Source organism: Escherichia sp. WS338, assembly GCF_046486405.1.
Taxonomy (GTDB): domain Bacteria; phylum Pseudomonadota; class Gammaproteobacteria; order Enterobacterales; family Enterobacteriaceae; genus Escherichia; species Escherichia coli.
Genome location: NZ_JBJQLL010000020.1, coordinates 44,534 through 56,488 on the forward strand (window position 1 = coordinate 44,534; position 11,955 = coordinate 56,488).

Genomic DNA, 11,955 nt, shown 5'->3' on the forward strand with positions numbered 1-11,955 from the left:
GCAACAGCAATGCTTACGCATAACCATAGCGAAAATAGTGTCGCAGTGTAAGGTTGTTGTGAATATTGAGTTGCAAATATGTCGGTGTTTGCTGGTGATTTGAACAATATGAAGATAAAGCCCTCATGACGAGGGCTTAACATTACTGAGCAATAAACTGATATTCCGTCAGGCTGGAATACTCTTCGCCAGGACGCAGGAAACAGTCCGGTTGCGGCCATTCAGGGTGGTTCGGGCTGTCCGGCAGAAACTCGCTTTCCAACGCCAGCCCTTGCCAGTCGGTGTAAGGTTCGGTTCCCCGCGACGGTGTGCCGCCGAGGTAGTTGCCGGAGTAGAATTGCAGAGCCGGAGCGGTGGTGTAGACCTTCAGCTGCAATTTTTCATCTGCTGACCAGACATGCGCCGCCACTTTCTTGCCATCGCCTTTGGCCTGTAACAAGAACGCGTGATCGTAACCTTTCACTTTGCGCTGATCGTCGTCGGCAAGAAACTCACTGGCGATGATTTTGGCGCTGCGGAAATCAAAAGACGTTCCGGCGACAGATTTCAGGCCGTCGTGGGGAATGCCGCCTTCATCAACCGGCAGATATTCGTCCGCCAGAATCTGCAACTTGTGATTGCGCACGTCAGACTGCTCGCCGTCAAGATTGAAATAGACGTGATTAGTCATATTCACCGGGCAAGGTTTATCAACTGTGGCGCGATAAGTAATAGAGATACGGTTATCGTCGGTCAGACGATATTGTACCGTCGCTCCGAGATTACCCGGGAAGCCCTGATCGCCATCATCTGAACTCAGGGCAAACAGCACCTGACGATCGTTCTGGTTCACAATCTGCCAGCGACGTTTGTCGAACCCTTCCGGGCCGCCGTGCAGCTGGTTAACGCCCTGACTTGGTGAAAGCGTCACGGTTTCACCGTCAAAGGTATAACGGCTATTGGCGATACGGTTGGCATAACGACCAATAGAGGCCCCCAGAAATGCGGCCTGATCCTGATAGCATTCCGGGCTGGCACAGCCGAGCAGCGCCTCGCGGACGCTGCCATCGGAAAACGGAATACGGGCGGAAAGTAAAGTCGCACCCCAGTCCATCAGCGTGACTACCATCCCTGCGTTGTTACGCAAAGTTAACAGTCGGTACGGCTGACCATCGGGTGCCAGTGCGGGAGTTTCGTTCAGCACTGTCCTGCTCCTTGTGATGGTTTACAAACGTAAAAAGTCTCTTTAATACCTGTTTTTTCTTCATATTGTTCAGCGACAGCTTGCTGTACGGCAGGCACCAGCTCTTCCGGGATCAGCGCGACGATACAGCCGCCAAATCCGCCGCCGGTCATGCGTACGCCACCTTTGTCGCCAATCACAGCTTTGACGATTTCTACCAGAGTGTCAATTTGCGGCACGGTGATTTCGAAATCATCGCGCATAGAGGCATGAGACTCCGCCATCAACTCGCCCATACGTTTCAGGTCGCCTTGCTCCAGTGCGCTGGCAGCTTCAACGGTGCGGGCGTTTTCAGTCAGGATATGACGCACGCGTTTCGCCACGATTGGGTCCAGTTCATGCGCAACAGCGTTGAACTCTTCAATGGTGACATCGCGCAGCGCTGGCTGCTGGAAGAAACGCGCACCAGTTTCGCACTGTTCACGACGGGTGTTGTATTCGCTGCCAACCAGGGTACGTTTGAAGTTACTGTTAATGATGACGACAGCCACACCTTTCGGCATGGAAACTGCTTTAGTCCCCAGTGAGCGGCAGTCAATCAGCAAGGCATGATCTTTCTTGCCGAGTGCGGAAATTAGCTGATCCATGATCCCGCAGTTACAGCCAACAAACTGGTTTTCTGCTTCCTGACCGTTAAGCGCGATTTGTGCGCCGTCCAGCGGCAAATGATAAAGCTGCTGCAATACGGTTCCGACCGCGACTTCCAGTGAAGCGGAAGAACTTAACCCGGCACCCTGCGGCACATTGCCGCTGATCACCATGTCCACGCCGCCGAAGCTGTTGTTACGCAGTTGCAGATGTTTCACCACGCCACGAACGTAGTTAGCCCATTGATAGTTTTCATGCGCGACAATGGTCGCATCGAGGGAAAACTCGTCGAGCTGATTTTCATAATCGGCTGCCATCACGCGAACTTTACGGTCATCGCGTGGTGCACAACTGATCACGGTTTGATAATCAATCGCGCAGGGCAGAACGAAACCGTCGTTGTAGTCGGTGTGTTCACCAATCAAATTCACGCGGCCAGGCGCCTGAATGGTGTGAGTGGCAGGGTAGCCAAATGCGTTGGCAAACAGAGATTGTGTTTTTTCTTTCAGACTCATTTCTTACACTCCGGATTCGCGAAAATGGATATCGCTGACTGCGCGCAAACGCTCTGCGGCCTGTTCTGCGGTCAGGTCTCGCTGGGTTTCTGCCAGCATTTCATAACCAACCATAAATTTACGTACGGTGGCAGAGCGCAACAGAGGCGGATAAAAGTGCGCGTGCAGCTGCCAGTGTTGATTCTCTTCGCCATTAAATGGCGCGCCGTGCCAGCCCATAGAGTAGGGGAAGGAGCACTGGAAGAGGTTGTCATAACGACTGGTCAGCTTTTTCAACGCCAGTGCCAAATCGCTGCGCTGGGCGTCGGTCAAATCGGTGATCCGTAAAACGTGGGCTTTGGGCAGCAGTAGCGTTTCGAACGGCCAGGCAGCCCAGTAAGGTACAACGGCTAACCAGTGTTCGGTTTCGACAACGGTACGGCTACCGTCTGCCAGCTCGCGCTGAACATAATCCACCAGCATTGGCGATTTCTGTTCGGCGAAATATTCTTTTTGCAGACGGTCTTCGCGCTCAGCTTCGTTAGGCAGGAAGCTATTTGCCCAAATCTGTCCGTGCGGATGCGGGTTAGAGCAGCCCATCGCCGCGCCTTTGTTTTCAAAGACCTGCACCCATGGGTACGTTTTCCCCAGTTCTGCGGTTTGCTCCTGCCAGGTTTTGACGATTTCCGTCAATGCCGCAACGCTGAGTTCTGGCAACGTTTTGCTGTGATCCGGTGAAAAGCAGATCACCCGACTGGTGCCACGCGCGCTCTGGCAACGCATCAGCGGATCGTGACTTTCCGGCGCATCTGGTGTGTCAGACATCAAAGCCGCAAAGTCATTAGTGAAAACGTAAGTCCCGGTGTAATCGGGGTTTTTATCGCCTGTCACCCGCACATTACCTGCGCAGAGGAAGCAATCTGGATCATGAGCAGGTAACACCTGTTTGGCTGGCGTTTCCTGCGCCCCCTGCCAGGGGCGCTTAGCGCGGTGCGGTGAAACCAGAATCCATTGCCCGGTGAGCGGGTTGTAGCGGCGATGTGGATGATCAACGGGATTAAATTGCGTCATGGTCGTTCCTTAATCGGGATATCCCTGTGGATGGCGTGACTGCCAGTGCCAGGTGTCCTGCGCCATTTCATCGAGTGTGCGCGTTACGCGCCAGTTCAGTTCACGGTCGGCTTTGCTGGCGTCCGCCCAGTAGGCCGGAAGGTCGCCCTCGCGACGCGGTGCAAAATGATAATTAACCGGTTTGCCGCAGGCTTTGCTGAAGGCATTAACCACGTCCAGCACGCTGCTGCCTACACCAGCGCCGAGGTTATAGATGTGTACGCCTGGCTTGTTCGCCAGTTTTTCCATCGCCACGACGTGACCGTCCGCCAGATCCATTACGTGGATGTAATCGCGTACGCCAGTACCGTCTTCGGTCGGATAATCGTTACCAAAAATCGCCAGCGAGTCGCGACGGCCTACAGCAACCTGGGCGATGTATGGCATCAGGTTATTCGGAATGCCTTGCGGATCTTCGCCCATATCGCCCGACGGATGCGCGCCAACCGGGTTGAAGTAGCGCAGCAGGGCAATGCTCCAGTCCGGCTGGGCTTTTTGCAGATCGGTGAGGATCTGTTCCACCATCAGTTTGCTTTTGCCGTAAGGGCTTTGCGGTGTGCCGGTCGGGAAGCTTTCAACGTATGGAATTTTGGGCTGATCGCCATAGACGGTGGCGGAGGAGCTAAAAATAAAGTTTTTGACGTTCGCGGCGCGCATGGCGCTAATCAGGCGCAGGGTACCGTTGACATTGTTGTCGTAATATTCAAGCGGTTTTTGTACCGATTCGCCAACGGCTTTCAGCCCGGCGAAGTGGATCACAGTGTCGATAGCGTGATCGTGCAGGATCTCGGTCATCAACGCTTCGTTACGGATATCGCCTTCAACAAACGTTGGATGTTTGCCGCCTAAACGCTCGATAACAGGCAGTACGCTGCGCTTACTGTTACAGAGGTTATCAAGAATGATGACATCATGACCGTTTTGCAGTAATTGCACACAGGTATGACTTCCAATGTAACCGCTACCACCGGTAACCAGAACTCTCATAATTCGCTCCATTAGGCTTATGGTATGAAATAACCATAGCATAACAAAGATGCGAAAAGTGTGACATGGAATAAATTAGTGGAATCGTTTACACAAGAATTTAGCCGTTTTTTATGCGCCATTAATGGATTATAAAACAGAGGGTTTATGAATGATTGAGCTTTTTATCTGAAAAAAGTCGCGGTTTCATGCCTGGATGCGTCGAACTGTAGGCCGGAGAGGGCGCTTAGGCCGCCTCCGGTACAGTCAGCATTACCGACTCAGTTTATTTTTGTCAGCGCATAGCGATAAAAGTCACCGTCCGGCACGAACTCAAGACGATGGGTAATACAGGCAGGCGCATCTTCAGCATGGTGCGAAACAAACAACAATTGCGTTTCACCTTCGCTAATCAGCACATCAACAAACCGGCGGATAAGCTGGCGATTGAGCGGATCAAGCCCCTGTAGTGGTTCATCGAGAATAAGCAACGTCGGATGTTTCACCAGCGCGCGGACGATCAGCGCCAGACGCTGCTGTCCCCAGGAAAGACTATGGAACGGAGCGTCAGCCGTGCGTTTATCAATGCCGAGAATATCCAGCCACTGCTGCACCAGTTTTTGCTGGCGATCCGAAACGGCCTGATAAATGCCAATCGAATCAAAATAGCCAGAAAGGATCACATTACGCACGGTAGTGCTGACCCGGTAATCCAGATGCAAACTACTGCTGACGTAACCGATATGCTTTTTGATATCCCAGATGGTTTCGCCGCTGCCGCGACGTCGTCCGAAAAGCGTCAAATCGTTGCTGTAACCTTGCGGATGATCGCCAGTAATCAGGCTTAATAACGTCGATTTTCCCGCGCCATTTGGCCCGACAATTTGCCAGTGCTCGCCTGGATTCACCTGCCAGCTAAGGTTATTAAGAATGGGGCGATCGTTATAAGAAACCACGCCGTTGTTCAGCACAATGCGCGGTTCGTTGGCGGGTAAGGCGTGACGTGCTGAAGGTTCATCCGGCTCCGGCAGTTGCACACCTTCAAGCTGTTCGCTATGTGCCAGTTGCGCGACGAGTGCTTGCTGGAGCAGTTCCTCTTTAGCGCCCGTTTCCGCTAACGTACAATCCGCCAGCACGCCAGCAAACTGGACAAATTCCGGGATCTCATCGAAGCGATTGAGCACCAGTACCAGAGTAATACCGGACTGATGTAACGAGGCGAGTAGCTCAGCCAGCTGCTGACGTGAGGCAACATCCAGGCCATCGAACGGCTCATCAAGAATCAACAAGTCAGGCTCCGACATCAGCGCCTGACACAGCAGGGTTTTTCGCGTCTCGCCAGTGGAAAGGTATTTAAAGCGTCGGTCGAGGAGGGCGGTAATACCGAACTGCTGCGCCAGTTGCATGCAACGCGGTGCATCCTTTACTTCATCCTGAATGATTTCAGCCGTGGTACGCCCGGTGTCATCTTCGCCAGGGCCGAGCATATCGGTGTTATTCCGCTGCCATTCGTCGCTGACGAGCTTTTGCAATTGCTCGAAGGAGAGACGAGTGATGTGGGAAAACTGGCTTTGCCGTTCACCTTTCAAAAGCGGAAGTTCCCCCGCCTGCGCGCGGGCCAGCGCCGATTTCCCGCTTCCATTCGAACCGACAAACGCCCAACTATCACCCGCGTTTAACGTTAGCTGAGGCAATTGCAGCGTTTTTGTGTCGCTAAGACGAAACGTGCCTTGCAAAATTTGCAACGATGACATTTTATATCCCATTTTGTGCAGCGATTACTGACAGGGATACGTGTTTCATAACAAATTGTCAACACGCTTAGCACAGCGTGGCGATAATCACGCTGTCGGCATTAAAGTAGGCCGTGACATTCTGTCCTTGCTGAAGAGAAGTCGCTTCATTTACCGGCACTGTGGCGCACAGTGTTTGCCCGTCGGGTAGCGCCATTAATACTTCGCACTGCTCTGCGCCGCGCTCAATATGGCTAATAATACCCGGTAATTGGTTGTCGGCGTTTTGTGCGACCGCTTCGTCCTGAGTAATGCCTACCCACGGCGCTTTTAGTAATATCAACACTTCTTTGCCTTCATCCAGCCCCAGACGCGCGCCGCTTTGTGCGGTAATTGCGACTTTCAGGCGTGTTTTTCCGTCAGCCAGTAAGACATCAACATGCTGTTGAACGTCATCATGATCGCGGGCGGTGATGGTGCCAAACCATTGGTTACGGGCGCTGGTTTGCAGTGAAAAACGTGAGATCGCGGCCAGCAGGCTGTTCAGCGGCAGGGCGTCATCGTCACTTAACACATCAAAGGCTTTTTGCTGGATTTGCGCCAGTAAGTCATAGAGCTGAATCAGTCGCTGACCATAGCGGGTCAGTACTGCGCCGCCTCCACCTTTACCGCCTGTTGCGCGCTCAACCAGAATATGCTCACTTAACTGATTCATCTCGTTAATGGCATCCCATGCGCTTTTATAGCTGATACCGGCATCTTTCGCTCCCTGGCTAATGGAACCGGAAAGCGCAATGTGTTTTAGTAGCGAAATGCGGCGCGGGTCGGCGAATAATTTTTGTTGGAGCTTAAGGGTGAGAAGGATTTCGGCCTGCATAACAATATCCTGGAAAAAGTCTTATTGTGACGGAAAACGAACGCCACGCAAAGCTGACCGCACAAAAGGGGAGTGCTTTTCTTTGCTTAGCGGTTAGAATAGTCTCATGACTATATCTGGAGTTGACCATGTTAGAGTTATTAAAAAGTCTGGTATTCGCCGTAATCATGGTACCTGTCGTGATGGCCATCATCCTGGGTCTGATTTACGGTCTTGGTGAAGTATTCAACATCTTTTCTGGTGTTGGTAAAAAAGACCAGCCCGGACAAAATCATTGAATCCCTGAATGCCCGCTTAGTCGGGCATTTCTTTTTCTCAACCTCCTGCTTTTCCTGCCGATATTTTTTCTCATCTACCTCACAAAGGTTAGCAATAACTGCTGGGAAAATTCTGAGTTAGCCGTTATATTGTCGCCTACATAACGTTAGATTAAGGGGTTACCAATGGCTCGTAAATGGTTGAACTTGTTTGCCGGGGCGGCACTCTCTTTCGCTGTTGCTGGCAATGCACTGGCAGATGAAGGGAAAATCACGGTGTTCGCCGCCGCATCACTGACTAACGCAATGCAGGACATTGCTACGCAGTATAAAAAAGAGAAAGGCGTGGATGTGGTTTCTTCTTTCGCTTCGTCATCTACTTTGGCCCGTCAGATTGAAGCGGGTGCGCCTGCGGATCTGTTTATTTCTGCCGATCAGAAATGGATGGATTATGCGGTTGATAAAAAAGCGATCGATACGGCTTCGCGCCAGACACTGCTCGGCAATAGCCTGGTCGTTGTAGCACCGAAAGCCAGCGAGCAGAAAGATTTCACCATCGACAGCAAAACCAACTGGACTTCGCTGCTGAATGGCGGTCGTCTGGCGGTTGGCGATCCGGAACATGTTCCCGCTGGCATTTATGCAAAAGAAGCACTGCAAAAACTGGGCGCATGGGATACGCTCTCCCCGAAACTGGCTCCGGCGGAAGATGTTCGTGGCGCGCTGGCGTTGGTCGAACGCAATGAAGCGCCGCTGGGTATTGTTTACGGTTCTGACGCAGTTGCCAGCAAAGGGGTAAAAGTGGTTGCCACCTTCCCGGAAGATTCACATAAAAAAGTGGAATATCCGGTTGCTGTTGTGGAAGGGCATAACAATGCGACAGTGAAAGCATTTTATGATTATTTGAAAGGGCCGCAGGCTGCGGAAATCTTTAAACGTTACGGATTTACAACCAAGTAATGATACTGACTGATCCAGAATGGCAGGCAGTTTTATTAAGCCTGAAAGTTTCTTCCCTGGCTGTGCTGTTTAGCCTGCCGTTTGGGATCTTTTTTGCCTGGTTACTGGTGCGTTGCACGTTTCCGGGCAAAGCTCTGCTCGACAGCGTACTGCATCTACCGCTGGTGTTACCGCCCGTGGTCGTCGGTTACTTATTATTAGTTTCGATGGGACGGCGCGGATTTATCGGTGAACGTCTGTATGACTGGTTTGGCATTACCTTCGCCTTTAGCTGGCGCGGCGCGGTTCTCGCTGCCGCCGTTATGTCGTTTCCGCTGATGGTGCGGGCAATTCGTCTGGCGCTGGAAGGTGTTGATATCAAACTGGAACAGGCCGCAAGAACACTGGGTGCCGGGCGCTGGCGCGTTTTCTTTACTATCACGTTACCGCTGACCTTACCGGGCATTATTGTTGGTACGGTACTGGCTTTTGCTCGTTCTCTCGGTGAGTTTGGTGCAACCATCACCTTTGTGTCGAACATTCCTGGTGAAACGCGAACCATTCCTTCTGCCATGTATACCCTGATCCAGACCCCCGGCGGGGAAAGTGGCGCGGCGAGACTGTGCATTATTTCTATTGCGCTGGCGATGATCTCCCTGTTGATTTCAGAATGGCTGGCCAGAATCAGCCGTGAACGGGCAGGGCGCTAATCATGCTGGAACTGAATTTTTCCCAGACGTTGGGCAACCATTGCCTGACCATTGATGAAACGCTGCCCGCCAATGGCATAACTGCTATCTTTGGCGTCTCCGGTGCCGGAAAAACTTCGCTGATTAACGCCATCAGTGGACTGACACGTCCGCAAAAAGGGCGGATTGTCCTCAATGGTCGGGTACTAAATGATGCCGAAAAAGGTATCTGCCTGTCGCCGGAAAAGCGTCGCGTTGGCTATGTTTTTCAGGATGCGCGGCTGTTCCCGCATTACAAAGTGCGTGGCAATCTGCGCTACGGCATGGCGAAAAGCATGGTCAATCAGTTCGATAAGCTGGTGGCGCTTTTAGGCATTGAACCGTTGCTTGAACGTTTACCAGGCAGCCTGTCCGGAGGCGAAAAACAGCGCGTGGCGATTGGTCGGGCTTTGCTGACAGCACCGGAATTGCTGTTGCTGGATGAACCGCTGGCGTCACTGGATATTCCGCGTAAACGCGAACTGTTGCCTTATCTGCAACGTCTGACGCGGGAAATCAACATTCCGATGTTGTATGTCAGCCATTCGCTGGATGAAATCCTCCATCTGGCAGACAGAGTGATGGTACTGGAAAACGGTCAGGTGAAAGCCTTTGGCGCGCTGGAAGAAGTCTGGGGTAGTAGCGTGATGAATCCGTGGCTACCGAAAGAGCAACAAAGTAGCATTCTGAAAGTGACAGTACTTGAGCATCATCCGCATTACGCGATGACCGCGCTGGCGCTGGGCGATCAGCATTTGTGGGTCAATAAGCTGGACGAACCGCTGCAAGCTGCGCTACGCATCCGCATTCAGGCTTCCGATGTCTCGCTGGTTTTACAACCGCCACAGCAAACCAGCATTCGTAACGTATTGCGGGCAAAAGTTGTTAATAGTTATGACGACAACGGCCAGGTGGAAGTGGAGCTGGAAGTCGGCGGTAAAACGCTGTGGGCGCGTATCAGCCCGTGGGCCAGGGATGAACTGGCGATCAAACCTGGCCTGTGGCTGTATGCGCAAATTAAAAGTGTGTCGATAACCGCCTGATTAAATCAGGTGGCTATAAATGAACTGGGCAATGCTGTCGGTGGTGTTATCACCAATCACAATGTTGGCGCGCGCTTTTACTGCGTCATCGGCGTTGCCCATCGCCACGCCTGTACCAGCGGCTTCCAGCATACTAATATCATTGAAGTTATCGCCGAAGGCCACGACGTTTTCCATCGACCAGCCTTGCGCCTCAACCCATTTCGTCAAACGTTTACCTTTGCTGTTGCCGCCGCGTGCAATATCAACCTGATCGTGCCAGGACCATTCACACTCCAGTCCCAGTTCATGTTCGACATGCTTACCAAAATTCTGCAATTGCGGCAGGTCATCGTGCGTCAGGGCGAACTTCCATACGGCGTTAACTTGTTGCGCCGTTTCAGCCAGAGAAGCGACTTGTGTGAAAGTCGGACGCTGTTCCGGCGGCAGGGTTTGCGCCCAGTTAGACGTGCGAATGACATGTCCGGTCGGGTGCTCATAAACCATCGCATCATCCACATACATCAGACCGTGAATGTGGTGTTCATTCAGCATCTCAATGAGTTGCAGGGCTTTGTTAACAGGCATTGGGTCCGCTTCCAGCACAGTTTTTGCATGATAATCATACAAATAGGTGCCATTACAGCAAATAGCAGGTGTATCCAGCGCCAGCGCCTGATAAAAAGGATGAATAGCGACGTGATGGCGACCTGTGACGATGATTAATTGATAGCCTGCTTCGCGAGCGCGGGCCAGGGCTTCTATCGATGATGGAAGCAAGGTCTTTTTCGGGGTCAATAAGGTGCCGTCTAAGTCGAGAGCAATCACGCGTGTGGTCATGGCGTATTCCAGATTAAGGTTAAGAATTTTCGTCTGCGCGAATGGTACACCGATACCACTATCGGACAAAATTCTGCGTTTTAATTCAGCATTCACCGCCAAAAGCGACTAATTTTAGCTGTTACAGTCAGTTGCTAAATGCAAAGGAGCATTCATGAAGCAAACAGTTTATATCGCCAGCCCTGAGAGCCAGCAAATTCACGTCTGGAACCTGAATCATGAAGGCGCACTGACGCTGACACAGGTTGTCGATGTGCCGGGGCAGGTGCAGCCGATGGTGGTCAGCCCGGACAAACGTTATCTCTATGTTGGTGTGCGCCCTGAGTTTCGCGTCCTGGCGTATCGTATCGCCCCGGACGATGGCGCGCTGACCTTTGCCGCAGAGTCTGCGCTGCCGGGTAGTCCGACGCATATTTCCACCGATCACCAGGGGCAGTTTGTCTTTGTCGGTTCTTACAATGCGGGTAACGTGAGCGTAACGCGTCTGGAAGATGGCCTGCCAGTGGGCGTCGTCGATGTGGTCGAGGGGCTGGACGGTTGCCATTCCGCCAATATCTCACCGGACAACCGTACGCTGTGGGTTCCGGCATTAAAGCAGGATCGCATTTGCCTGTTTACGGTCAGCGATGATGGTCATCTGGTGGCGCAGGACCCTGCGGAAGTGACTACCGTTGAAGGGGCCGGCCCGCGTCATATGGTATTCCATCCAAACGAACAATATGCGTATTGCGTCAATGAGTTAAACAGCTCAGTGGATGTCTGGGAACTGAAAGATCCGCATGGCAATATCGAATGTGTCCAGACGCTGGATATGATGCCGGAAAACTTCTCCGACACCCGTTGGGCGGCTGATATTCATATCACCCCGGATGGTCGTCATTTATACGCCTGCGACCGTACCGCCAGTCTGATTACTGTTTTCAGCGTTTCGGAAGATGGCAGCGTGTTGAGTAAAGAAGGCTTCCAGCCAACTGAAACCCAGCCGCGCGGCTTCAATGTTGATCACAGCGGCAAGTATCTGATTGCCGCCGGGCAAAAATCTCACCACATCTCGGTATACGAAATTGTTGGCGAGCAGGGGCTACTGCATGAAAAAGGCCGCTATGCGGTCGGGCAGGGACCAATGTGGGTGGTGGTTAACGCACACTAACCGCTGATTTACCCGGCGCAGTCTCTTCT

12 protein-coding genes are annotated in these 11,955 nt (G+C 52.3%); 5 read left to right on the top strand and 7 right to left on the bottom strand.

The features are described from left to right. Positions 1 to 142: 142 nt before the first annotated feature. The 6 genes from galM to modE all read right to left on the bottom strand — a co-directional run bounded on the left by galM (position 143) and on the right by modE (position 6,990). Positions 143 to 1,183, bottom strand: coding sequence for a galactose-1-epimerase (galM, locus tag ACJHWT_RS17330; RefSeq protein ID WP_000931376.1), 1,041 nt, complete (start codon positions 1,181 to 1,183; stop codon positions 143 to 145). Continuing rightward, a complete protein-coding gene (galK, locus tag ACJHWT_RS17335) occupies positions 1,177 to 2,325 on the bottom strand; it encodes a galactokinase (protein WP_065203482.1) in 1,149 nt (382 codons plus the stop codon). The genes galM and galK overlap by 7 nt, the downstream gene beginning before the upstream one ends. A gap of 3 nt (positions 2,326 to 2,328) precedes the next feature. Then, positions 2,329 to 3,375, bottom strand: coding sequence for a galactose-1-phosphate uridylyltransferase (gene galT, locus ACJHWT_RS17340; protein ID WP_000191497.1), 1,047 nt, complete (start codon positions 3,373 to 3,375; stop codon positions 2,329 to 2,331). Positions 3,376 to 3,384: 9 nt separating this feature from the next. Then, on the bottom strand, positions 3,385 to 4,401 hold the full coding sequence (galE, locus tag ACJHWT_RS17345) for a UDP-glucose 4-epimerase GalE (RefSeq protein WP_001265443.1): 1,017 nt from the start codon (positions 4,399 to 4,401) through the stop codon (positions 3,385 to 3,387). Between the two features lie 260 nt (positions 4,402 to 4,661). Beyond that, on the bottom strand, positions 4,662 to 6,134 hold the full coding sequence (modF, locus tag ACJHWT_RS17350) for a molybdate ABC transporter ATP-binding protein ModF (RefSeq protein ID WP_000096905.1): 1,473 nt from the start codon (positions 6,132 to 6,134) through the stop codon (positions 4,662 to 4,664). A gap of 67 nt (positions 6,135 to 6,201) precedes the next feature. Continuing rightward, the gene (gene modE / locus ACJHWT_RS17355) at positions 6,202 to 6,990 is read right to left on the bottom strand and encodes a molybdenum-dependent transcriptional regulator (RefSeq protein ID WP_001147439.1); all 789 of its coding nucleotides are present in this window, start codon (positions 6,988 to 6,990) and stop codon (positions 6,202 to 6,204) included. Positions 6,991 to 7,118: 128 nt separating this feature from the next. On the opposite strand from modE, the gene acrZ reads away from it, so the two are divergent. The 4 genes from acrZ to modC all read left to right on the top strand — a co-directional run bounded on the left by acrZ (position 7,119) and on the right by modC (position 9,957). Continuing rightward, a complete protein-coding gene (acrZ, locus tag ACJHWT_RS17360; protein ID WP_000891515.1) occupies positions 7,119 to 7,268 on the top strand; it encodes a multidrug efflux pump accessory protein AcrZ in 150 nt (49 codons plus the stop codon). A 165-nt stretch (positions 7,269 to 7,433) separates the two neighbouring features. Next, positions 7,434 to 8,207, top strand: coding sequence for a molybdate ABC transporter substrate-binding protein (gene modA, locus ACJHWT_RS17365; protein WP_000101987.1), 774 nt, complete (start codon positions 7,434 to 7,436; stop codon positions 8,205 to 8,207). Continuing rightward, positions 8,207 to 8,896 (top strand): molybdate ABC transporter permease subunit, encoded by a 690-nt coding sequence (modB, locus tag ACJHWT_RS17370; protein WP_000604031.1) that lies wholly within the window; start codon positions 8,207 to 8,209, stop codon positions 8,894 to 8,896. Before modA ends, modB begins: the two co-directional genes overlap by 1 nt. A 2-nt stretch (positions 8,897 to 8,898) precedes the next feature. Beyond that, positions 8,899 to 9,957, top strand: coding sequence for a molybdenum ABC transporter ATP-binding protein ModC (gene modC / locus ACJHWT_RS17375; RefSeq protein WP_000891657.1), 1,059 nt, complete (start codon positions 8,899 to 8,901; stop codon positions 9,955 to 9,957). On the opposite strand, the gene ybhA is transcribed toward modC, so the two are convergent. Next, positions 9,958 to 10,776, bottom strand: coding sequence for a bifunctional pyridoxal phosphate/fructose-1,6-bisphosphate phosphatase (gene ybhA / locus ACJHWT_RS17380; protein WP_001317713.1), 819 nt, complete (start codon positions 10,774 to 10,776; stop codon positions 9,958 to 9,960). Between the two features lie 154 nt (positions 10,777 to 10,930). On the opposite strand from ybhA, the gene pgl reads away from it, so the two are divergent. After that, positions 10,931 to 11,926, top strand: coding sequence for a 6-phosphogluconolactonase (gene pgl / locus ACJHWT_RS17385; RefSeq protein WP_000815435.1), 996 nt, complete (start codon positions 10,931 to 10,933; stop codon positions 11,924 to 11,926). Positions 11,927 to 11,955: the final 29 nt, after the last annotated feature.